At 39.7% G+C, this 21,816-nt stretch carries 26 protein-coding genes; 10 read left to right on the forward strand and 16 right to left on the reverse strand.

Translation table 11 applies throughout. The annotated features are described in order from the left end of the window. Positions 1 to 298 precede the first annotated feature (298 nt). Positions 299 to 634 (forward strand): ArsR/SmtB family transcription factor, encoded by a 336-nt coding sequence (locus tag CD33_RS06990; protein WP_052130082.1) that lies wholly within the window; start codon positions 299 to 301, stop codon positions 632 to 634. A 17-nt stretch (positions 635 to 651) separates the two neighbouring features. After that, a complete protein-coding gene (locus CD33_RS06995; protein ID WP_036199438.1) occupies positions 652 to 1,605 on the forward strand; it encodes a cation diffusion facilitator family transporter in 954 nt (317 codons plus the stop codon). 137 nt (positions 1,606 to 1,742) lie between these two features. On the opposite strand, the gene CD33_RS07000 is transcribed toward CD33_RS06995, so the two are convergent. From CD33_RS07000 to CD33_RS07020, 5 genes are all read right to left on the reverse strand, one after another. Then, on the reverse strand, positions 1,743 to 1,949 hold the full coding sequence (locus CD33_RS07000) for a hypothetical protein (protein ID WP_036199440.1): 207 nt from the start codon (positions 1,947 to 1,949) through the stop codon (positions 1,743 to 1,745). A gap of 201 nt (positions 1,950 to 2,150) precedes the next feature. Then, complete coding sequence (locus CD33_RS07005; RefSeq protein WP_036199442.1) at positions 2,151 to 2,984, reverse strand: SPL family radical SAM protein; 834 nt, start codon at positions 2,982 to 2,984, stop codon at positions 2,151 to 2,153. Positions 2,985 to 3,034: 50 nt separating this feature from the next. Then, positions 3,035 to 3,424, reverse strand: coding sequence for a YbaN family protein (locus tag CD33_RS07010; RefSeq protein WP_309299193.1), 390 nt, complete (start codon positions 3,422 to 3,424; stop codon positions 3,035 to 3,037). 220 nt (positions 3,425 to 3,644) lie between these two features. After that, positions 3,645 to 4,334, reverse strand: a complete 690-nt coding sequence (locus tag CD33_RS07015) for an alpha/beta fold hydrolase (protein WP_036199447.1) — start codon at positions 4,332 to 4,334, stop codon at positions 3,645 to 3,647. Between the two features lie 180 nt (positions 4,335 to 4,514). Beyond that, positions 4,515 to 5,996, reverse strand: coding sequence for a serine hydrolase domain-containing protein (locus tag CD33_RS07020; protein WP_036199451.1), 1,482 nt, complete (start codon positions 5,994 to 5,996; stop codon positions 4,515 to 4,517). A 323-nt stretch (positions 5,997 to 6,319) separates the two neighbouring features. Between CD33_RS07020 and CD33_RS07025 the strand changes: the two genes are divergently transcribed. From CD33_RS07025 to CD33_RS07055, 7 genes are all read left to right on the forward strand, one after another. Then, positions 6,320 to 6,811 carry a PaaI family thioesterase gene (locus CD33_RS07025; protein WP_036199453.1) on the forward strand — a complete coding sequence of 164 codons (492 nt, stop codon included), beginning with the start codon at positions 6,320 to 6,322 and terminating at the stop codon, positions 6,809 to 6,811. A 266-nt stretch (positions 6,812 to 7,077) separates the two neighbouring features. Next, a complete protein-coding gene (locus tag CD33_RS07030) occupies positions 7,078 to 7,491 on the forward strand; it encodes a MarR family transcriptional regulator (RefSeq protein ID WP_036199456.1) in 414 nt (137 codons plus the stop codon). 168 nt (positions 7,492 to 7,659) lie between these two features. Then, positions 7,660 to 8,325, forward strand: a complete 666-nt coding sequence (locus CD33_RS07035; RefSeq protein WP_036199457.1) for a hypothetical protein — start codon at positions 7,660 to 7,662, stop codon at positions 8,323 to 8,325. After that, positions 8,325 to 8,606 carry a hypothetical protein gene (locus tag CD33_RS07040; RefSeq protein ID WP_036199459.1) on the forward strand — a complete coding sequence of 94 codons (282 nt, stop codon included), beginning with the start codon at positions 8,325 to 8,327 and terminating at the stop codon, positions 8,604 to 8,606. The genes CD33_RS07035 and CD33_RS07040 overlap by 1 nt, the downstream gene beginning before the upstream one ends. A gap of 246 nt (positions 8,607 to 8,852) precedes the next feature. Further along, complete coding sequence (locus CD33_RS07045; RefSeq protein WP_036199461.1) at positions 8,853 to 9,332, forward strand: sigma-70 family RNA polymerase sigma factor; 480 nt, start codon at positions 8,853 to 8,855, stop codon at positions 9,330 to 9,332. Further along, the gene (locus CD33_RS07050; protein ID WP_036199463.1) at positions 9,332 to 10,315 is read left to right on the forward strand and encodes an anti-sigma factor; all 984 of its coding nucleotides are present in this window, start codon (positions 9,332 to 9,334) and stop codon (positions 10,313 to 10,315) included. The genes CD33_RS07045 and CD33_RS07050 overlap by 1 nt, the downstream gene beginning before the upstream one ends. After that, positions 10,297 to 10,590 carry a hypothetical protein gene (locus CD33_RS07055; protein ID WP_036199465.1) on the forward strand — a complete coding sequence of 98 codons (294 nt, stop codon included), beginning with the start codon at positions 10,297 to 10,299 and terminating at the stop codon, positions 10,588 to 10,590. The genes CD33_RS07050 and CD33_RS07055 overlap by 19 nt, the downstream gene beginning before the upstream one ends. A 445-nt stretch (positions 10,591 to 11,035) precedes the next feature. On the opposite strand, the gene CD33_RS07060 is transcribed toward CD33_RS07055, so the two are convergent. The 5 genes from CD33_RS07060 to CD33_RS07080 form a co-directional block, all read right to left on the reverse strand. Further along, complete coding sequence (locus CD33_RS07060) at positions 11,036 to 11,920, reverse strand: helix-turn-helix transcriptional regulator (RefSeq protein ID WP_036199468.1); 885 nt, start codon at positions 11,918 to 11,920, stop codon at positions 11,036 to 11,038. 292 nt (positions 11,921 to 12,212) lie between these two features. After that, positions 12,213 to 12,833: an NAD(P)-dependent oxidoreductase gene (locus CD33_RS07065; RefSeq protein WP_036199470.1), complete on the reverse strand. Its 621-nt coding sequence runs from the start codon at positions 12,831 to 12,833 to the stop codon at positions 12,213 to 12,215. Positions 12,834 to 12,985: 152 nt separating this feature from the next. Then, entirely contained in the window at positions 12,986 to 13,255 is a 270-nt protein-coding gene (locus CD33_RS07070) for a hypothetical protein (protein ID WP_036199472.1), read from the reverse strand. A 3-nt stretch (positions 13,256 to 13,258) separates the two neighbouring features. Next, positions 13,259 to 13,648, reverse strand: coding sequence for an SHOCT-like domain-containing protein (locus CD33_RS07075; RefSeq protein WP_036199474.1), 390 nt, complete (start codon positions 13,646 to 13,648; stop codon positions 13,259 to 13,261). Further along, positions 13,648 to 14,019: a DUF2089 domain-containing protein gene (locus tag CD33_RS07080; RefSeq protein WP_036199475.1), complete on the reverse strand. Its 372-nt coding sequence runs from the start codon at positions 14,017 to 14,019 to the stop codon at positions 13,648 to 13,650. Before CD33_RS07080 ends, CD33_RS07075 begins: the two co-directional genes overlap by 1 nt. Before the next feature lie 254 nt (positions 14,020 to 14,273). Here CD33_RS07080 and CD33_RS07085 point away from each other — a divergent pair, with 254 nt between their 5' ends. Beyond that, a complete protein-coding gene (locus tag CD33_RS07085; RefSeq protein WP_258516675.1) occupies positions 14,274 to 15,158 on the forward strand; it encodes a DUF1259 domain-containing protein in 885 nt (294 codons plus the stop codon). A gap of 61 nt (positions 15,159 to 15,219) precedes the next feature. Here CD33_RS07085 and fosM read toward each other — a convergent pair whose 3' ends face one another. From fosM to CD33_RS20155, 6 genes are all read right to left on the reverse strand, one after another. Then, on the reverse strand, positions 15,220 to 15,642 hold the full coding sequence (gene fosM, locus CD33_RS07090) for a FosM family fosfomycin resistance protein (RefSeq protein ID WP_036199477.1): 423 nt from the start codon (positions 15,640 to 15,642) through the stop codon (positions 15,220 to 15,222). Positions 15,643 to 15,774: 132 nt separating this feature from the next. After that, positions 15,775 to 16,878: a 5-methyltetrahydropteroyltriglutamate--homocysteine S-methyltransferase gene (locus tag CD33_RS07095; protein WP_036199478.1), complete on the reverse strand. Its 1,104-nt coding sequence runs from the start codon at positions 16,876 to 16,878 to the stop codon at positions 15,775 to 15,777. Positions 16,879 to 17,099: 221 nt separating this feature from the next. Next, the gene (locus CD33_RS07100; protein ID WP_036199480.1) at positions 17,100 to 19,325 is read right to left on the reverse strand and encodes an MMPL family transporter; all 2,226 of its coding nucleotides are present in this window, start codon (positions 19,323 to 19,325) and stop codon (positions 17,100 to 17,102) included. 112 nt (positions 19,326 to 19,437) lie between these two features. After that, positions 19,438 to 20,091: a response regulator gene (locus CD33_RS07105; protein WP_036199482.1), complete on the reverse strand. Its 654-nt coding sequence runs from the start codon at positions 20,089 to 20,091 to the stop codon at positions 19,438 to 19,440. A 3-nt stretch (positions 20,092 to 20,094) separates the two neighbouring features. Next, positions 20,095 to 21,303, reverse strand: coding sequence for a sensor histidine kinase (locus tag CD33_RS07110; protein WP_036199484.1), 1,209 nt, complete (start codon positions 21,301 to 21,303; stop codon positions 20,095 to 20,097). A 306-nt stretch (positions 21,304 to 21,609) separates the two neighbouring features. After that, entirely contained in the window at positions 21,610 to 21,780 is a 171-nt protein-coding gene (locus CD33_RS20155) for a hypothetical protein (protein WP_156967303.1), read from the reverse strand. Between the last annotated feature and the right edge of the window lie 36 nt (positions 21,781 to 21,816).

Raw genomic sequence — 21,816 nt, forward strand, 5'->3', positions numbered from 1 at the left:
AAATACTCTTTCCCGGTCCATAAATTAGAAATTTAAATCCTTTTATAGATTTGCCTTTTTTAGTTTCATAAGGTAGTGGGAACGAACGGATATTTGTCATAAAAAGTGGTCCTACTTCAACAATTGCGCCCAATTTGTTAAAGATTGTTATTCGGTTTAATCACCTGTTGTTTTATAGCCTGCTAAAATATCTGTTCGAAGCGAAAAGTTTAAATTTTCTGATTGACATTTTGTGGCGTACCGTCATATTCTATATATGAACATATGCTCATATATAGAATTTAATGGGGTGGAGAGATTGAGTGAAGAAAAGAAATTTGAAGTGACATTTAGTGAAGAGGCGCAACATCTGGACGAAGAGACATTGTTTGTCGTTTCTCAAACATTCAAGGCGTTAAGCGATCCAACCAGGATCAGAATCTTGAATCTACTATGTACCGGCGAGCATTCCGTCAATGAAATTGCAGAGACGCTCAATCTAAGTCAATCCAGTGTCTCCCACCAGTTGCGTTTCTTGAAAAACTTAAGACTGGTCAAATACCGAAGAGCCGGGACAACGCTATTTTATTCAGAAGATGATGAACACATCATGAATTTATTGAAGCAGGCCATTGAACATGCGGCACATCATTAAATTAGGGGGAATGTAGAATGGGACACCATCACGGACATGACCATACACACGGTTCAAACAAAAAGACGTTAATGATCAGTTTTATGATCATTACTACTTATATGGTGATCGAGGCTATTGGAGGGTTCATGACCAACAGCCTTGCGTTATTATCGGATGCGGGACATATGCTGAGTGATGCCATTTCACTTGGGATTGCACTATTAGCTTTTACACTTGGGGAAAAAGCTGCCAACTACAGCAAAACATATGGCTATAAACGATTCGAAATATTGGCGGCTGTACTTAACGGTGGAACGCTTATCCTCATTTCACTTTATATTTTTTACGAAGCAATCCAGCGCTTTCAAAACCCTCCCGAAGTCGCTTCAACCGGGATGTTGATCATTGCTTCAATCGGGTTGCTCGTCAATATTGTCGTTGCGTGGATTATGATGCGCGGCGGTGACGTCGAAGAGAATTTAAACATGCGCGGGGCATACATGCATGTAATCAGCGATATGCTTGGATCCATCGGGGCCATTATCGCTGCGCTAGTCATCATCTTTTTCGGTTGGGGCTGGGCTGACCCACTTGCAAGCGTCATTGTTGCAGCACTTGTCTTACGAAGCGGTTACTATATTACTAAATCAGGGCTTCACGTCCTGATGGAAGGAACACCCCAAAATATCAATGTGGATGATGTGATTCAAACAATCAGCAATACTAAAGGCATTCAAAGTGTTCATGACTTGCATGTCTGGTCGATTACAAGCGGGTTGAATGCCCTTTCCTGCCATGCAGTAGTGAGCGGGGATATGTCGATTACCGAGAGTGAAAAGTTACTCCATAAAATCGAACATGATTTGGCGCACCAAAATATTCACCATATGACCATTCAATTGGAAACCTCTTCCCATTCGCATGACAACACGATTTTATGCAATGCGAAAGCTGATTCATCCGGCCAACATCACCATCACCATCACTGATTAGTTCGGGAACCACTAAAGGGGCTCAATTCTTGCTCATGAATTGCCCCTTTCTTTATGTGAAATCCCCCCATACTCTAGACAGGTGAAAGCATTCTTCCTGAATCAACCATGTCCATCTTTTGTCCAATAAGCAACTACAATGTCCCCTTGAACCTCTTTGTTTTTTTTACATAGCTCTCGATGATAAATCCGCACTCCGTACAAATGAGGTATTCAATTTCTAAACCTAAGCTCATCATCCTGTTATATGGATACATGGCTCCATATCCGCTATGTTTGCCTAATCCCAACTCTTTTTCACCGCATTTTGGGCATTCTGTTGTTTTCGTCGTTTTGATCATTTGTCTCCCCCATTTCTGCAGAAATATATTAATGGCAAATACGATTGTCTTCTACTTTAGGAAAGCATATTTTTCCTGATGGTCTTAATATTCTTACGTATGGGCTATATAAATCGTTTCATCTTCTGCAGCTAAATTGAGGAATAAAAAAAGAGATGTCCCAGCACCCCTTGTTTTAAAGCTATAAATCGGAAAGACCAATCATTTTAGGAAGGCTTCTTGTTTGGATACACGAATCATTTCACTTGGATAAACCTTTTTAAAGTACTTTTCCACAGCTGCATGGATATCTCTCCGGTACCACTTCGCAAGTCCATTTTCTTCAAAAATCTCGGGCATCCCCAGTCTCTCTGACCGCTTGCCATTCGCCCCATCCCCGATCGTCAACGTATCGATCCAAATATGATCGACGATGCCCTCAAAGACTTTTGGGAAATCAGGTGTAAAGGGCAGCACAGGCGAAATGGATGCTTGTGTACGGATACCTGCATCATGGAGCTCTTTTAGTGCCTTTATCCTTAATTTGATTCCTGGTGCATGAGGAGCAAAAAGACGTTTTATGTCCTCCCTGTCCGTTTCCACTGTCATCGATACGAGCACCTTGCATTTTTCATTCAACTTTGCCAACAACTCGATATCTCTTGTAATGAGGGGGCTCCGCGTTTGAATTTGAAGAAAATCCGGCGGGTTTTTAATCATTTCCTCCAATATCCCTCGAACGATTTTGGCTTTCCGTTCAATTGGCTGATAAGGATCTGTAGCAGACGACATGAAGATATTGATCGCCTTGTTTTTCCGGCGAAGTGCTAAAATTTCATTCCGGACGTTTTCTGCTGCATTCAATTTGATGTCCAGCCATTCACCCCAAGGAATTTCTTTGAACCGTTGAATCGGCATTTCTCTTACATAGCAATAGCGGCATGCAAAAGCACAACCACTGTACGGATTCAATGAATGTGTGAATCCTACATCCAAGTAACCCTTTGCCTCGGTCAGAATTTTTTTTGCAAGGACTTCCTTAATTTGAATCGACATTGTGCATCGCCCCTCTCATTATATGTTGGAAGAAATGTGTCTCGGAGTTTTCATTTCCTTTTCTTGATCGTCTTGATTTTTTTTATGAAATAGTAATGCTTGTACAATGCTAAAAGAACCAATAGAATTTTGACCAAAAGAATATCCACATAAATAACCGAGAGAAGGATAAAGAAATCAGCAATTAGATTGATTCTGATCTTCTCTTTTTTCGTCATACCCTTTTTCTGCAGAAATGCTTCCACATATTTCTCATACACAGTCGTACTTTTAAACCAAGCTTCAATGCGTTCGGAACTTTTTGCAAAACAAAAGGCGGCAAGTAAGTAGAACGGACCTCCCGGCAAGAGAGGAATCACCGTCCCTATAATCCCCAGCACAAGAAAGACTCCCCCGAGTATAAAAAATATAGCACTTTTTATTTTTTTCATCGTTATCATGAGTAGTTACCCTCTATATTGAAATAGTTTTGTTGCAATCGTCAATTCCCTTTCCAATCTAATTGTACAATAGCATGGGATGAATTTGGCTTAATAATATAAACCTATATGAGTTGATATAGACTTTTTTTAAGTTTCATTCATTCAGCAAAAAACGAATCCCCTTTCGGAAGATTCGTGCCGCTTTGTATTTCTGAAGGTAACCGACTCGGAGAAAGCCTCAGATTTCAAGAAAGCTTCTCACAGCAGCAAAGAAACCTTGTAAATTCTCTTCATGTACATGGTGACCGGCATCAGCGATTGTTACAAACATGCCATTTTGAATTAGCTCGGAAACTTCTTGCAATTTGCTCTGGGGAATATGGCTTGCCCCCCCACCTAAAATGAGAGTCGGCATAGTGATCTCGGGAAGGCGCGACCACCATTCGGGATTCGGTTCATTAAGTTGATGCAGGATTGAAGGTACGACCTGCCAATCAAATGGCAGTGGCACAGAAGGTTTGGGAGGGATTTCTATCGGTTTGTCTTGAAAAGGAGGCGGCGTATCCTCAACGATTAACCGTTCGATTCTTGAAGGAAAAGTTTCCGAGAAAAGGTAGGCAACTGTTCCCCCCATAGAATGGCCAATTAACGTGAAGCGCTCCAATTTCATGGCATCGGCAAAATGCAACAGGTCATCGCACATCAGCTCGAATGTATACTCTCCGGTTCTCGCACTCCCGCCGTGGCCTCGTTGATCTAAAGCTAAAACACGGTATCGCTCCTCTAGTCCAGCCGCCACCTCATCCCACGTTTCCGCATTTTTCCCCAGTGCGTGAAGTGCAACAATCGGCGGTGCGGAAGGTTCACCACTTTCGCGATACTGAAATTTGAGTCCATTCAATTCAACTTGTTTCACCCTTATTTCCAACTGGAATCATCTCCTAAAATTGCGGCATTTAAGCCAGCCCTTTAAATTCATATCCATAGTTATATATTTCAAGTTATCGATGAATATTCCTGCCTGTCGTTTGGGTTATGGCCTTTTGGATGAAAAGATCGCATTCCCTGGACAAACGCGATCGATATGGTGTTGTTTATGAACCCACCATTATCTAATGGTTTCCTTTCTTGTTAATATTCGCACCAATACGAACAAGTAATACACAATGGCCGTTGCAAGCACACTATAATAAAGAACAGTAATCGAGGTTGGCCCCCATACTTTTATAAAATCCCATGTCATTTCCAGTAAAGTAGCTGGAGCAACCATTAAAGCTGTCAACAGCGCCCCAACGAATAAAGTATGGATCACGATCAATACGATTTTTTTCCCTTTCAACCTTATCCAAGCCCTCTGTTTTTTAGCAACCTTCCACAGCGTCTTCAAAAATAAATAACTAAATAGCACCCCAACACAGCAAACAAATATACTCAAAAGCGTTACGATATTATCGATCTGCTGATAACTATCGGTGTGATTCAAGTTCACCTCATTTCCTTCCCATAAATCCATCACACCCTGACCTATTGCTGTTGTAAAGGATGAATTCATATTGGATAGAATGGCCATCCCTACTTGTTCTTCGGGCTGCAGGATGAGGAAAGAAGAGAATGTTGGGTTCTCGCCGGCATGGAATATATATCGTTTCTCATCCTCCTCCATTATGCTCCACCCACTCGCATAGTAGGTGTTTAGATCGAAAGGATTCACGGATTGATCAGGGATATGGGATTCTTGTATCAATCGATTGTTTATCTCATCACTTTGAGTTGCTCCCAGCTGAAGGTTCAGCCATTTTGAGATATCATTTGTGCTGCTGATGATGTAGCCGGCCGGTATATTCCCGCGATAAGCCGGTGGTGTATACTCTTGTACGCGCTTGAACCCTCTTTTGTAACCTGTTGCCAATTCCCCGGACTCGACATGATGTCTGCCAACATACGAATCTTTCATTCCGATGTCTTCCAACAACTCTTTCATATACACTTCATAGGGCTGCTTTGTAGCATTCTCAATGACAAGCCCCAATACATCGTAATTGATTGTAGCGTACTGAAATGAGCTTCCCGGTTCCCGATTCAATGGCTTCTCCAAGAGGCTCCTTACTGTTAATTCAAGGGCATTTTCTTCATCCGTTTTCGGGATATCAACAATCGTATTCGAAGCAATTCCACTTGTATGATGCAGCAATTGATTGATCGTAATCGTCTGCACCTCTCCTTTATATTGTAACTTTAACCAGGGGATATATTTTCTTACATCGTCCGTCCGTTTTAATAATCCCTTTTCTTCTAATTTTAGAATGGCTAGGCCTGTAAATGCTTTAGAGGTCGAAGCGAGCTCGAATAAAGTGCTGGAAGTGACCGGCACCTTGTTCTGTACATCGGCATATCCAAATCCATTTTGGTAAACCGTCTTTCCCTTTTCTACAATCACTACCGATATTCCGGGAATTTGGCTAACTCCCATTTGCTCTTCAACAAACTGTTCGATTTTTTCAATTCTCTCAGTACCGCTATCTGCATAAGCTTCCGGGATCAATGAAGTGAATCCGAGAAGCATTATTAACATTAAAGCTACTTTTCGCATCGTTTATTTCCGCCCTTCTCCACTAATAAACTAATTCGGCAAATCCATGTCACATACTTTTAATTTTACCAATCTGCAAGAGCGGAAGATTTAACTGCTTCTTGCCTATTCCTTAATTGTTTCTTAAATATTCCGAGTCCCTAGAATACGAAAAAATCGGTCGAACGCGTCAAGCTTATACATAACAATCACTAGTTAAAGGGTTTGGTATTTATTTGGTAGGAGGAAGATAGTAGTTTATACTAAAATTATCCATATATGAGAATGCTAGCTTCGAGTATGCAATATACATCTATTAAGTAGAATAGCGAGGAGGAAGACGAATGAAAGAGTATGCAGTGGAAAATGCGATTCAGGATGTTTACCCGGATGACTTTGCTTGGTGTTATGGGTGCGGCAGGTTGAACAAGGACGGGCATCACATCCGAACTGGTTGGCAAGATGACAAGACGGTGACGTTCTTTGAACCCGAATCCAAATACATGGGGATGCCTGGGTTTTTGTATGGCGGCATCATCGCCTCTTTAATGGATTGCCACGGAACAGGGTCTGCCTCACTTGCCCTACATCGTAAAAACGGGAACGAAATTGGCGATGGATCAATCCCGCCCCGGTTTGTGACGGCTAGCCTCCATGTAGACTTCCTGAAACCAACGCCACAACACGTTACATTGAAGGCTGTCGGGACAGTGGAAGAAATTCATCCAAAACGATGGAAGGTGGCAACCGAAGTCTACGCCGAGGATACGCTTTGTGCCCGAGGTATAGTAGAGCTTGTTATTATGCCCACTAGTTTTCAAAAAAAGGATGATTAGCATTTAGTTGAACCACACTAGCGAAACAAGTTGGCTCCATTGTGGTTAACTTGTTTTTTGCATTACTTAACCGAAAAGCACCCAATCTGTCCATACTTTGATCACCAATAATAGCATTATTCATAAATGAAAGGTCCGTACCAATCACTAGTTTTATTATTCTTTGCATACTACGGTTTATAAATTTAGAATAATAAGGATAACCGATTTTATTAATGGTAAACTTGCTGTAAGTTAAAGCAAAAAAACTAATAGGCTGTGATAAAATGTCAGAAAATGTTCAAACTCATAATATTGAAATTATTATGAAGGAAATGCTTGAAATTCAACATAAGTCTAAAATGTTTGTCAATTTACTTTCCGAAGGAGAATCGCTTTCCCAAAACCAGCTCATTCTTCTCCTCCAGCTGAGAATCAATGGTGGAATGAAAGCAACAGAAATTGCTGATTTTTTCAATGTCACTCCTGGGGCAGTTACGTCGATGTGCGATAAATTAGAAGCACTAAATCTAATCCACCGTATCAGAGAAAATGAGGACAGACGAGTGGTAAAATTAATGTTAACAAGTGTTGGAGAGGGCAAAGTTCAAGATTTATTTATGAAGTTTTCACACGAAAAACTAACGGATATAGCAGAAGTATTGCAAAATGTTAACAAGTTAATGGGTACAATTTTCTAGGAACTTCCATAAAGAGAAGTTCCTTATTTTTATTTACTTACATGGATGGCCGTTGTTCTCCCCTTTTAAGCGTTTATTTTGTACTTGACAAAGGAATGTAATTTTATTTTAATTAATATATATTTTAATAATTAAAACATATATTAATTAAAATAAGGTGGTGTGCATTTGAAGAACAAAGAAAATAAGAAAAGTTACAGTGTCACCCTTACAAATGGCCGCATCAAAAACTTAATACCTGAATGTAGAATATTAAAAATTCGTGGTTCGGTTGCTTTATATCAAGATCTCAAATTAGAAAGGATATCCACTCACGGCTATAGTATCTTCCACTCTCAAGTGGTCGCAGAGGCATTAAGCAATTCTGGATCATGTGTCATTAAAGAAAATTGTGTAGTTGATGAAGTTACCAATACAGGTAATTTAAAAATGAAAAATGGTCAAATCTACAAAATTTTCAGCTCTGGTAAACTATCCATAGAACAAACCCTTCAATCGAAACAATTTCATTCCATTGGTATTGTTCAAGCAAATGTAATCCATTCAGAAAGGTTCCAGTTAAAGCTATCAGGTACCAGTCGTATTGAGCGACTTATTACACATCATGCAACTGTAGAGAAAGAAAATCTATCATTCCCATTGTTAAAGAAAAAACTGATTTGCAAATATATAAAGGGAAGTAATTTACAACTTGCAAATACAGATGCTGAGGTAGTTGAAGGGGATATTGTGGTAATCAACAAACATTGCAATATACAAACACTTTACTATAAAGAAAATTACTCAATCTCCTCCTTCGCGAATGTTCAACAAATCATTAGGAGTGAAATGTAATGGCAATAGCAAAAATGGTACGCACTTTCTTTTACTTCTTAACCATCCCTGTCTTATTTGTGCTATACCTTGGACTGATATTGAGCGCCTTTCTCATATCGATTGCCGGTATATTGCGAACTATTGGATTTGAACAAATCAAAATGAGCATTTGGCATAATGTTGCCATCCCAGTTAGTCTAAGTATTCCTATATCACTTATTGTCTCTTTCCTATTGATCATTGGTTCGTTTTATATAAAACGTTTGATTAAACATTGTGTATCACATCTCAACTTTTAATATAGTCATTGTTCATCACCTAAATTCCCAAACTGATTTAAGCAAAAAACAGAGAAACGCGAATGAAGTGTTTCTCTGTCGATGAATTGATTAACGCCATCGAAATACGATTTCCCTTCTTTTACTTCCGATCATCATGAAATTGAACCTCCAAATCCCTTATAATGTCATTACTTCAAATAAATTTTTACTGTTTTGCAACTTTTTACAACTCTAATCCGTGGTTAGAGTGAAAGGTGGGAAGAAATGGATCTCGAACAGGTATATTCCCTATACTTCAATGACTTATATCGTTATTTATATTCTCTTACAAGAAATCATGCCGAAACCGAAGATCTGCTTCAAGAGACCTTTACAAAAGCGCACATTGCCTTACTGACCAATGAAATAAAGGAAATAAAACCGTGGCTTTTTAAGGTGGGCTATTATACATTCATCGATCATGCAAGAAAAGATAAACGATATGTCATGACAAATGATTTTTTTGAAATCGATTTAAAAACGCCGGAGAATATCGCGCTTGAGAATGATGCTTTCCTGAAGCTGTTAAGCTATTTGGATAAGCTCAAACCAATAGAAAAACAGGCCATCTTGCTCTGTGATGTGCATGATTGCACGAATTTGGAAGCCGCAAACATTCTAACTATCAAGCTGAATACTTTGAAGAGCCATCTGGCACGAGGAAGAAAAAGACTGAGAGAATTGCTGGAGGGGGAAGGAAACTAATGGATGCTTATGAAAAATTAATAAATAAAGCGAAGAATGAAAGTGAGTTTCGCCCAAGTGATGGACCCAAAAAAGTGAAAAGAGCCATCAACTCATCGAAGTGGAAAATCATTCTTTCCACCATCACCGTCATTCTGCTAATTGTTCCTACTTGTTATATGTTGACCTTTGGATATTATGCTTTTGGGACAAAATCAACCACTTTGATGGATGTGGCAAGCAAGACGCTTTATATTACCGAACCAAATACAACATTGGAAGAAATGGAATTTGATATGGACTTTTCGCTCTTTTCCATGAATTTGGCATTCGAACAGTATAAACAAATCGGGGATGATTTTTATCCTGCAAAACATTACGACCTTCAGTTTGTCTTGAATGATTTGGTGGAGAAAAATGAGGACTCTAAATTGGAGAAGGTATATCCAGGTTATCCGACCCAAACGAATCAATGGATCGCGCACCCTAAACAAATGATCGAGTTTGATAGTGCGAAGGAATGGCGTGTATTGGCAGGATTGCCGGAGGAGACGGTTGTCGAGGCATACATTTCTTTGGACAATCTTTATCGAGTGGAAGAAGTAGAAACTGCAATGGAAAACGTGGATGTGACTTGGGCGGCAGTCTATACTGGCAGAGAGGAAACGATGTTGAGTTCGGATGGTGATGTCATCTCCCCTATCGGATATCCTGTACAGCCCGATGAAACCTACTGGTCCCCTTTCCGGGAGTCCACATCACACGAGGAAACTTTCCTGGAAATGCTAAAGGAACTCCAACCCTATGAAAGGATTGCAGAAGAAGTCTCGCCACATAAAAATCTCGAATTGGAAGAACGCATAGCGTACATCGAGGAGCAAGGCTTTGAAACATATGGTGTTGTAGTGACAGGGCCAAAAAGCGAAATCGAATCTTTGAGAGAATTGGATATGGTACGTTATTTGAAAGTCGGAGAGGTGAAATTATGGAATTGGGCACGATAAAAAACACGGTTTTACACATTTGTGGATGGCTGAGTGTCGTGATGGGGCTTATTTTCTTGGCGGACATTAATCTCTCTCTATTATCCGGCTATGATGGGGCTCTATCAAATATATTCTCTTCTTGGATCATGCTTTCAGTCGTACTAGGAGTCATCTCAACCTTCAATAAAAAAAGCCGGTCGCTTGGGTTATGGGGATTGGGGTTAAGCATCTATCTGGGACTGTTTATGGCAGTTATCTTCATCTTGGGCTGGACGATTGTTCCTTTCCCATAACGCTCAGGGGCATGAAAAACGTGGAACACTCTCTCGTTTTTCATGCTCTTTTTGTTATCCATCCCTACCAAGCCGAAAAGCATCGACATTCGATCAAAAGTGTTTCTGCAGCTTAGACTTTGAAAACCAGTACATGGTCATGCCAAAGAACAATCCATCCAAACCAAAATTATTTACTGTAGCCAACTGAGGTCCATTTCCCCAGTAGTGGATAAGGTGATACAAATTCCATGCATACCAACATGAAATTCAAAAAAGACGCATTTCCTATTTAAGAAACACGCCTGACGATTGAATTCTAACTAGTAGATGTTTTCACCAAAATTTTAGAAAATGGACAATCGTATTTATTCCAATCAATTTTATAGCCATAATCGCGAGGATAACGATGATTGCTGTTACTGTCCCAATCGTTTGTTTTCCTGAATTAGCCATGTTCGCCTCCTTATATTTCATCATCGAATGATAGATTTACCGGTTCGTCCAACAGCTCACCCTGCACCTCCAGGTTGGTTGTCGGTGTACTCACATCCACTTCGTCAAAGGTAAACTGATCTGCCCATACTGTTCCTTGTCCGGACAGGATGATACCGAATGAGATAACCGCGCTTCTTTCCGGGACATCCAACACGATGGAATAACGATTCCAGTTTGTATCGCCTTTGATAGGCCGATTACTCATATTATCGAATTGAAGCACATCCTCCATTGCGTCGTCTACCCGCATCCACATTCCAGCGTACGTGTCTACAGCTTCCGTACGTATGAAGCAGGATAGCCGGATTCGTTTCCCTACAAACTGGTTCGCCTTGAATGACTGCATCATCGTAGCAAATTCGGTAGAATCCAGCACGCTTTTGGATTTTAAATAACCCGATGCCTTTCCCTGATGAACCACTTCATGGTCAATTCCCATTTCGTAGTTATATGGGCTTGATCCACTCAAAAACCAACCTTTCACCTTCGTATTCATGTACGATTCCTCCCTTTTTTTGAGAACGTCTGCCATTATTTTGCGATATTTGCCGGGTGGCATTTTGTATACTTCCTTAAATGACCTTGTAAATGCCTCTTGTGATTCAAATTGATAATATAAAGCAATGTCCAGAATGCGTTCGCCAGTGTAAAGCAGGGCGGCTGAGGCATTTGCCAATCTTCTCATTCGGATATACTCCGTTGCCGTCATACCAACCGAGGATTGAAATATTCGATGGAAGTGGTATTTCGAGAAATTCGATTGTCTTGCGAGATTTTCCAAGGTAAGAGGCTCATGTAAATTTTCTTCCACATACATAATTATTTTTTTAATTACAATATCGTAGTCGTACATCTAAGCTATCCTCCTTTTTATATAGAGTAACAGGAATCCGCACTCACTTTTTGATATATCTTGCTATGAAGCAGTTAAAAGTTCCAACTTCCGCAATTATTCATTTTTTCAACATCATTTTAAGATAGGCTGATCAATATAAAAAATTGACGCACCTCTTTTTAAAGAAATGCGTCAGCTCCAACCATATATTTATCTTGTATATTTGTAAGAGAAAGCCCGATTCATAGCAGTAAACTTGGCAATTTCGGGCGCCTCATGGTTTACTTCACAATTTTTGTGGAGGCGGTGATTAGTAGGCGATTCCCACACGCGTTTTTATATAATCGCTACTATTGATAAGGCTGTTTGCAAATTCGGCTGTATCCGGCACCGAGATCTGCATCCCACCCTCGGGCAAAAAGTTGCTATCTGTCCGGTAGTTACCCAGCCTTTCTCCATCCGGTAAATAGGTCGGACAGACGATTGTCCAGTCCAGTTGCGATTGATTCAGCAGCTCGTATACTTTATGATGTTCTTCGGCTGCACGCGTTAACTTGCGCTTGGATTCGCTTGACTGGTAGCGCAATACTTCCGGCTCAACCCTGCTTTGCAGGATTCCGGCAGTTCCGATGGTAATGATGCGTTTTATGCCTTCAGCTTCCATGGCCTTGATGATAAGTGGCATACTTTCCGATAGCGTGGTTGCCCCATCCGTGTTAAGTGCACTGATCACTATATCCATTCCATGCATCGCTCTTTCGATATCCTCTTTGTTTAAAACATTTCCTTGAAGGATCGTGAAGTTTTCGTGGTTCAAATCCAGCTTCTCCGGAGAACGGACCAATGCCGTTACGTGATGGCTGTCTTGGAGAGCTTGAAGCACGATTTGACGACCAACTCGTCCCGTTCCACCTAAAACTAAAATATTCATTGAGGAGCCCCCTTTTCGAATCTGGCATCAATCAATTAAACTGTGATTATTTCAAGTATAGCATTTTTCATAACTTTAAAATTGGCACCAAACTATGCCCGGTTTGCCTAAAAAAAAGCGCATTCTTTTGACGAAAGAAAGCGCCTCAATATCTATAGCTTTATTTTTATCTCGGTCCCGTCCTTCGACACCGTCTCAATAAGGGTCAACCCACGATGATTGGATAATTCTTTCAGCAGGGGCTTCAATTGTTCCCTTTCAATAACAGGGAAGATAAATTTGCTTCCGTCTTTTTCGATCGCTTTATTTATGAAACGATTAAACCAATTCGATGCAATAATTAAACTCGCTATATTAATGATTATATAGGGAACCGGAATGAAAAATCGCCTTTCATTCACTTTGAATTTCACTTTTAACATACCCTACTCGACTACCACAACGACTTTATCGCCATTGGCCGAGGTGATATCCACAATCTGTCCGACCAATTCATTTTCGATTGCTTCAATTAGCAGGTCAGCGTTGATATCTTTCACATATTTTTCGGCCTCCGGTATTTTTTCGGCAATATTTGTTCCTACTTTTAAGACAGCCTTGACGAGGTTTATCGGGAGGTTGACATTTACATTGTCGCCGTTTTCCGAGTTTATACGAACTTTCAGCATTTTATTTCCATATGAGACGTCTTTTTTTAACGTCACTGGCTCTGACTGATTTTGACCTTGCAGGATGGAAATTAATTCACTTGCTTTGTCTTTATCAATTTTTCCTTCTTCCACCAGCGTTAACACTCTAGAAATTTCGTCCTTCATTAATCTTCCCCCTCTTTTAATAATTCAATGGCTTTCTCTGCGGTAATTTCGCCTTTTTCCAGCAACGAGACAATTTTCTTTTTATCCACTTCAGGCTTTTTATGAGTGGAGTATCCCAGAGCAGAAATAATTTCATCCAATTTTCCTCTGACGGTTGGATAGGAAATGCCGAGCTCTTTTTCAACCTCTTTAATATTCCCACGGCATTTTAGAAAAATCTCGACAAAATGCAGCTGCTCCTGACCGAGGGCGGCTAGTTTTGAAACTTCAAATTCATTTTCTATCGTTGTCTGGCAATGGTTGCACTGCAGCTTCGTGATTTTCAGTGCCTTGCTGCACACTGGACAATTTGTGAGTAAAGGATACGCCATACAGTTCTCCTTTCTTTCGTTTGATTCCATCATACACTTTAAACCAACATATTAAAACAACTTTTTAAAATTATTTATCATAATTAATTTATTTATTAATTATTTAAAAATAAACATTAAATTATTCAATGTATAGGTTACATTAATTAAATGTATCGCTCTGTATTAAGTTGTCAAAACCCGCATCGCCCCAACACAAACCAATTCGTTGAATAGTATAGAGTGAATAATGGAAAGAAAGGATAATGTAGTCGATGCATAATCACATGAACTCAATGAACCATCATGATAGTGCCCAGCCCAGTGAACTATGCCAGAAGTTCGCCGCTATATTGGACGCCACTCCAGCGGTAATCAACGGTGTATGTACGGCGACCCGTTCGCGCACGAATATCCGTCCGACTGTATTAGGTCGTCCGGCGGAATCGTTTATGTTTGTTCCGCAAGCATGGTCATTCGAAAATATGGACCCTCAGGGCAGAGCGCTATGTCTTGGTGAAACGGTAGTATTGGAAGAAGAGGCAAATCCCTATATTTCACGGTTAAGGGAACAAGGAATCATTGTAACGGCTTTCCATAATCATTGGCTGTTTGAGAAGCCTAGACTGATGTACATTCATTACCAATCCATCGATGCACCATTGGAATTTGCCCGAAAGGTTCGAAAAGCAAATAAAGTACTAATTCAAAGTGCAGCAGGTTCAAGCCGCCCGGTAGGCAATGTGGGCAATGCGATGGAACTTTGCAGTGAATTCAATCAAATTCTGGGCGGTATGGAGACATTTGAAGATGGCGTTTGCATGGTTATGGATTCCAGGCTGAATATTCAAACGACGATCATGAATAGAAGAAGCCGATCCTTCCTTACTCTTCCTCAAATGTTCAACTTTGAGTCGATGACACCTGACGGAAAAGCACTTTGCAGCGGTGAGACTGTCATTCTTCAAGGGGAAATCAATCCATTCATTAGTCAGCTCCGCAAAAACAACATTTTGGTAACAGGTTTCCATAATCACTGGCTATTTGAAGATCCGCGATTGATGTATATTCATTTCGTGAAAATCGATCATCCAGTAAACTTTGCAAAAGATGTAAAAGAAGCTTTAAAACTATTGACGAATAAAGTGGTAAGGCCGTAATTCACCGGCTTTTGCCAAATAAATAAGCGCTTAACCATGCTGCGGTTGAGCGCCATTATTTTTATTCAAAAAATTCCATGTGTGTTTTTTCCTTCTTGTAATAGTCCAGCCGATCTTGTAATGTGCCTGTATGAAATTCGAATTTATGTCCATCCGGGTCTGTAAAATAGATAGATTTTTTATCGCGTTCATCTCTTTCGCGGCCCGACAGAATGTTCACATTCAACCTCTCCAACTTCTCATATAGTTCATCAACTTTCTCTTCTTCAATTGAAAATGCGATATGTGTATAGGATTGCTTGATCTCATTTCGCGGTATATCTTCTTCTACATTCAATGCCAGCCACATTCCATTTAAATCAAAGTAGGCCGTGTTCCTCCCTTTTACCAATAGCTTTGCATCCAATACCTTTTCGTAAAACTCGATCGAGACGTCCAAATTGGATACCGAAAATAAAAAATGATTAATCCCCTTGATCGACATTCGACCAACTCCTTCCCTGTGGAAACGGCTATTCCAAACCGGAAACTTACTTAAAATGGTAGCATAAATTTCCACTTAAAAAAGCGAAAAAAACGCAATTTCATCCCTGAAATTGCGTCTCTCTTTGGGTTTCTATCCCCAAATTTCTTTCGAAATATCCACGATATATTGAAGTTTCGCCCATTGTTCTTCCTCAGTCAAAATATTTCCGTGGTGAGTCGAAGCAAATCCACATTGTGGGCTGATGCATAATTGCTCCAACGGTACATATTTTGTTGCTTCTTCAATACGCGCTTTAATATTTTCCTTGTCTTCTAATTGTCCATGTTTGGATGTGAATACCCCCAGCACCACCTGCGCCCCGCCATTCGGGATATGTTCCAATGGTCCAAAATCACCGGAACGGTCATCATCATATTCCAAGAAGAATCCATCTACTTTTTCTTTTGCGAATAATGTTGGCGCAATTTTGGCATAGCTGCCCTCAAATGCCCATTTTGAGCGGTAGTTCCCACGGCATAGGTGAGTCGTTACGATTAAATCTTCCGGTTTGTCCTCCAATACGCCATTGGCAACACGAAGTGCCAAGTCGATTAATTCCTCACGAGAATAACCGCTATCGTTGAACGGAATATCAGGGGAATTCAGGCCTGCAATGTAAACGTCGTCCAATTGCAAATAGCGGCAGCCTGCATCATAGAAAGCCTTGATGGCATCGCGGTATGTTTGGATGACATCTTTTGTATATTCTTCAAGGTCCGGGTAGATATCCAGATTTCGAATACCCGCGTTGAACAATTGGTTCGGGCTTGGGATGGTTTGTTTGGCAACGGCACGATCCCCAACAATTTCTTTGAATTCGATAAATTCCTTAATATGCGGGTGATCTTGGTTGAACGAAATTTTGCCGATTACGCGTACATCGTATCGCTCTGTCTCTTCCCCTTTGAATGCGAAGCCTGATTCCGGAACGTATCCTTCCACCCCGTTTAGGTGCTCAAGGAAATCCGTATGCCAGAATCTACGGCGGAATTCTCCATCTGTCACAGCTTGAAGCCCCACTTCGATTTGCTTATCCACGACTTTTTTAATTTCTTCTGTTTCAATCGCATGCAGTTCTTGTGCAATGATATGACCTTCTTGAAAATCCTTCCTAGCCTGATGGATTCTCTCCGGTCGCAATAAACTTCCAACGTGATCCGCTCTAAATGGTGCTTTTACAAGTGTTTTTGTCATAACATGTCTCCCCTTTTCGCTTTATAAATGTTCTGTTTTTAATATAAACATAGTGTAGCATAGAGAAATTAATATAACGTAACACATAAAATCTATTCCTTGCTATAGCTTTAAACTATAGCAAGGTAAATAGATAGCTAATTTTGAATCTAATTGATACCTTTTAAAAAGAACCCGATATATTATATACCGGGCTACTATTTTATCAACTTCTAGCTTCCTTACTCTGAAACTTGTTCTTCTTTCATTCGAAGGGAATTTTTCTTTTTATTGATAGCCATACTTTCATCTATTTCTTTTTGTATTGAAGTCCCTTCAACATCAATATTTGGCAGAATTTTATCTAACCAGTTTGGTAAGTACCATGCCGCTTTCCCCATCAACGTCATTACAGCAGGTACGATTGCCATTCTCACGACAAATGCATCAAAAATAATGCCAAAGGTTAATGCGAAGCCCATCGATTTAATAATTGGATCTGGAGCAAGCATAAACCCTGTGAATACTGCAATCATAATGAGACCTGCAGCTGTCACTACGCCCCCACTTTCTTTTATCCCTGCCAAGATAGCCTTATGGGCATCTTTAGAATGTGTAAATTCTTCACGCATTCTACTTACCAAGAAAACCTCATAGTCCATTGCTAGACCAAATAAAATTCCTATGACAATAACAGGTAAAAATGCTAATATCGGGCTTGCAGTTGGGAAACCAAAAAGACTATTGAAGTTTCCATCTTGAATTACAAAAACAACAAACCCTAGAGTTGCTAAAAGTGAAAGCAAAAAGCCTAGAACAGCTTTTAATGGGACCAGAATCGATCTAAATACCAAGACTAATAAAACAAACGCAAAACCTACAATGAGTGAAGCAAATAAAGGTACCGCATCATTCAGCTTTTCGGATATATCAATGTTTACTGCAGTTGCACCAGTGACATACAATTCTACTTGTTCATTATTTTTGTCCGACAACTCTCTTATAGAGTGTACCAATTCGTTCGTTTCAATATCATTAGGTCCAGTGTTAGGCGTAATTGATATCATGAAAACATTTCCTGATTTACCTGGAATCGGGGGACTTACACTCTTTACATTCGGTAAATCTCCTAATTCTTCTATTACTTTGTTGATTCTCGCCTGAATCTCCTCATTCTCATCGGCTTCAGCCAGGACGACTAATGAAGAATGGTATCCAGGACCATACGCTTCACTTAATAAATCATACGCCCTTCTTTCTGTTGTTTCATCTGATTTTGTTCCATTATCAGGTAGACCCAGTTGCATATGGAAGAATGGGATACTGACTACTACAAGAAGGAGGATCCCTAAAATCGTTACTGTCCAAGGTCTTTTAGTAACAAAACTTCCCCATTTATTTGATTCTTTATTGTTCCTTTTGCTAGTGAGTCTTGCTAAAAATTTATTTTTTCTTGAAGGGCCAATTTTATGGCCAAAAACCGCCAGAATTGCTGGTACAAAGATAACCGCTATTAAAATCGCACATAATACACAAACTGCTGCAGAAATCCCCATCATTGTTAAAAATGGAATCTCTGCCACTCCTAAACCTAACAATGCGATAATAACTGTTATTCCCGCAAAGACAACTGCACTACCGGCAGTTCCATTAGCAATGGCTATGGCCTCCTGCACGCTATACCCTTTTGCCAATTCTTGCCGGAATCTTGACATAATAAATAGGGCATAATCAATTCCCACTGCTAGTCCTAACATGGCAGCCAAAGCAAGAGCGAATGACGGAATGTCAAAATAATTAGTCCCAACTAGAATCGTTAAAATCCCTATTCCTAAACCAATGACTGCTGTAATAATCGGCATTCCAGCTGCCAGGAAGGATGCAAATGTAAGGGCAAGAATGGCATAAGCAATTACTACCCCAATTACTTCTGTGATTCCTCCAATTTCTAATTCAGAAAAAGCAACGGTTCCCGCCAACTCCGTTTGAACACCATCATTTCTCGCACCTTCAATACTTTCCAATATGATTTCCTTTGATTTCTCCGTTACCTTAGCCGCCGGAACATCATATGTCACTATTGCATACCCGATTTGCTTAGTTTCATTGTAATTACCCAGTTCAGCAGGTGTAGCAATAGAGACAACGGATTTGTCTTCTTTAATTTTGTCAATTGTCTTATTTATGGCATCCTTAACTTCACTAGACTCTAAAGTTTGGCCTTTAGGGGCTTTCAGTACTAGATTTATAGTACCAAGTGCCGGCTCATTTGATGCCTGAAATTCCCGCTCCATTATTTTTCCTGCTTCGGCAGATTCTGTATCTGGGATGGACATCTCATCACTAAAATCCGGACCCATACTTAAAGCAACGATTGCTGTAATGATGAGAATACCTAAAGTTCCTCCAATAACTTTCTTGTTATGATTGACTACCCATCTTCCAAGTTTATATAAATACTTCGCCATACTTGACTCCTTTCAAAACCTAATTCAATTTCCTTATGTTTTTAATCGTAAAGGAAAGAGTCCAAAAAAAAATCGTACATACGGGTAAGCCCCCTATGTACGTTTGGGCAATTTATTTATCTAGCAAGCGAAATAAACCTTGGTCGATTGCAACCGCAACAGCTTCCGCTCTGGAATTAACACCTAGTTTATTGTAAATATTGGTTAGGTGCGCTTTGACGGTACGTTCGGCAATCCCCATATCAGAAGCAATTTCCCTACTTTTAAATCCTTTCGCAACTGTCTGTAAAATAAATAATTCTTTATCTGTCAAATGTGCGGATTGGTGGGTATGGTTGCCAAATTTCTCCTGCTTATATTTTAAGATCTTCTCCATGACTTCAGGTTGCAAGAGCGTTTCACCCCTGATTGCGGACTCTAGCGTTCTAAACAGATTTTCCCTGCTTGTATCTTTCAATAAAAAACCTTTGGCTCCTAACTCTATTCCTTTCACCATCAAGTCGTCTTCGTTATATGTAGTTAATATAATAACGGGAATCTTGATGTTTAATTCACTCATTGATTTCAATGTATCTAACCCACTCATTACGGGCATATACAAATCAAGTAAAATTAGATCTGGTTTTGATTTATTGATGATATCCAGTGCGTCTTTACCATTACTAGCTTCACCAATCACTTGGAACGAATCATTGGTCTCCAAAATTAATTTTAGCCCTTCTCTTACTACCAAATGATCATCCACAATTAGCACTTCATATTTCAATGCCTATGCCCCCTGTTCCATAGGGACTGTTATAATCAATTTCGTCCCTTTTCCCGGTATACTCTCTATTGTTATTTTGCCTCTTACTAACCTTACACGCTCTTGTAAGCCTATGAGGCCATATTTCCCGGTTTGTTTCCCAACATTTTTGGTAGAGAATCCGATTCCATTATCAGTAACTTCCATATACAACTGGCCATCTTTGGATTTGATCTTTATCCGCACTTGATCTGCCCTTGAATGCTTCATTATATTGTTCAGGGATTCGCGGATTATATAAATACCATATTCCATTGATAAATTAGAAAATGAATAAACCTGATCAATTTCTTTTTCCACATGGATGCCTGTTATTTCTTCAAATTTCTTTATTTCTTTCAACACCGCCCCTTGAAAATCTGCATCCTCCGATACTTCTGTCCTCAAGTTATCAATCACGGTCCGGGCACCCTTTAACGTTTTTCTGGCCTGTTGCATTGCATGATGAATAATTTCATTCGATCTAGCAACATTACCATTGTTTATATGAATACTTACTGCTTCCAATTGCATAATGAGACCTGCCAGCCCTTGTGCTAAAGTATCGTGCAAATCCCTGGCCATTCGCTGTCTTTCATTTAACAAAGTTAGTTCCTCCACTTTTTGATAGGCCATTTCCAACTGTTGCAAATAAAATTCCATCCGCTCTCTTGCCCGAACTTGGCGGTTGTAGCTAACCGTATAAACAATGATGATTAGCAAGATTACAAAGAAGATGGGAATGAACATCGGAAGCTCACTTGCCCCATAATTTATTGCCATAGCAACGCAATATAATCCATAAGAAACTATAAAAAATAAAATAGCCTTTAGTTTGCTACTTAGAACTATGATGCTCTGTGCTATTAATACCGGCAGTAAACCGATTAATACGACTGGGGATCCTTTTGGCAGTAAAAAAGCAGAGATAAACAACAAACTCGCCTGTACAAAAAAGTAATACCACGCCTTCCCCAGAAACATGGAACTTGAGAAAAAATATAACACTGCATGGGATCCTAAAATTAAACTAAAGATTAAACTGGAAAGAAAAGTTGGTTGTTGAATGTTTTGCAGTACTACTGCTCCTATATAGACTAAAAGAATCCAGAAAATAGTAGACAACTGCGATAATAGTATTCCTTCGTTCGGCTCATTATCGAGCGATTTTGATAATGGATTGAATCTCTCCAAGTCCTCTCACCACCTTATTAACAGTTTATACTATACAATTATTCTATTAACTGTCCGTTCGTACACGCCCAAAGGGGCAACTTGTTGAACGTGATTTTCCATAATAATTGTAAATGGTGCAATCTTGAGTATACATACTACATAATTTCACGATGAAAAATCAACTGAATAAAAAATTAGTTAGATATCCTATTAGACTAGCTATTTGAGCTCATACTTATAAGAGTTATTTACTATTATAAAAAAATCACTTTAGCACACGAAGAGCTAAGTGACTTTTTAGATGACTCCCATTATTCAAGTGAATTATTTTGTTAGAAGACGCTCTACGAAGATCATCACCGTGCAACCAATAAAAATGGCAACCGATATGGCCACTTTCGACCCGTCATGCCCCCAATTTACAAAGATGCTGTACAATTGGTAGATTGCCAAAATAATAAAAGCGTATTTGATGGGGATCAACGACTTTTTCATTGCCTATCCACTCACCTTTTTACTCCCTGGAAAGAC

Origin of the sequence: Ureibacillus sinduriensis BLB-1 = JCM 15800 (genome assembly GCF_000772955.1) — a bacterium.
GTDB lineage: Bacteria > Bacillota > Bacilli > Bacillales_A > Planococcaceae > Ureibacillus > Ureibacillus sinduriensis.

Bases quoted from the DNA above. Each gene is read 5' to 3' on its own strand.
- CD33_RS06995 (WP_036199438.1), top strand. From the start codon at position 652: ATGGGACACCATCACGGACATGACCATACACACGGTTCAAACAAAAAG.
- CD33_RS07000 (WP_036199440.1), bottom strand. From the start codon at position 1,949: ATGATCAAAACGACGAAAACAACAGAATGCCCAAAATGCGGTGAAAAA.
- CD33_RS07005 (WP_036199442.1), bottom strand. From the start codon at position 2,984: ATGTCGATTCAAATTAAGGAAGTCCTTGCAAAAAAAATTCTGACCGAG.
- CD33_RS07010 (WP_309299193.1), bottom strand. From the start codon at position 3,424: ATGATAACGATGAAAAAAATAAAAAGTGCTATATTTTTTATACTCGGG.
- CD33_RS07020 (WP_036199451.1), bottom strand. From the start codon at position 5,996: ATGCGAAAAGTAGCTTTAATGTTAATAATGCTTCTCGGATTCACTTCA.
- CD33_RS07025 (WP_036199453.1), top strand. From the start codon at position 6,320: ATGAAAGAGTATGCAGTGGAAAATGCGATTCAGGATGTTTACCCGGAT.
- CD33_RS07030 (WP_036199456.1), top strand. From the start codon at position 7,078: ATGTCAGAAAATGTTCAAACTCATAATATTGAAATTATTATGAAGGAA.
- CD33_RS07040 (WP_036199459.1), top strand. From the start codon at position 8,325: ATGGCAATAGCAAAAATGGTACGCACTTTCTTTTACTTCTTAACCATC.
- CD33_RS07045 (WP_036199461.1), top strand. From the start codon at position 8,853: ATGGATCTCGAACAGGTATATTCCCTATACTTCAATGACTTATATCGT.
- CD33_RS07050 (WP_036199463.1), top strand. From the start codon at position 9,332: ATGGATGCTTATGAAAAATTAATAAATAAAGCGAAGAATGAAAGTGAG.
- CD33_RS07055 (WP_036199465.1), top strand. From the start codon at position 10,297: ATGGAATTGGGCACGATAAAAAACACGGTTTTACACATTTGTGGATGG.
- CD33_RS07060 (WP_036199468.1), bottom strand. From the start codon at position 11,920: ATGTACGACTACGATATTGTAATTAAAAAAATAATTATGTATGTGGAA.
- CD33_RS07065 (WP_036199470.1), bottom strand. From the start codon at position 12,833: ATGAATATTTTAGTTTTAGGTGGAACGGGACGAGTTGGTCGTCAAATC.
- CD33_RS07070 (WP_036199472.1), bottom strand. From the start codon at position 13,255: ATGTTAAAAGTGAAATTCAAAGTGAATGAAAGGCGATTTTTCATTCCG.
- CD33_RS07075 (WP_036199474.1), bottom strand. From the start codon at position 13,648: ATGAAGGACGAAATTTCTAGAGTGTTAACGCTGGTGGAAGAAGGAAAA.
- CD33_RS07080 (WP_036199475.1), bottom strand. From the start codon at position 14,019: ATGGCGTATCCTTTACTCACAAATTGTCCAGTGTGCAGCAAGGCACTG.
- CD33_RS07085 (WP_258516675.1), top strand. From the start codon at position 14,274: ATGCATAATCACATGAACTCAATGAACCATCATGATAGTGCCCAGCCC.
- fosM (WP_036199477.1), bottom strand. From the start codon at position 15,642: ATGTCGATCAAGGGGATTAATCATTTTTTATTTTCGGTATCCAATTTG.
- CD33_RS07095 (WP_036199478.1), bottom strand. From the start codon at position 16,878: ATGACAAAAACACTTGTAAAAGCACCATTTAGAGCGGATCACGTTGGA.
- CD33_RS07100 (WP_036199480.1), bottom strand. From the start codon at position 19,325: ATGGCGAAGTATTTATATAAACTTGGAAGATGGGTAGTCAATCATAAC.
- CD33_RS20155 (WP_156967303.1), bottom strand. From the start codon at position 21,780: ATGAAAAAGTCGTTGATCCCCATCAAATACGCTTTTATTATTTTGGCA.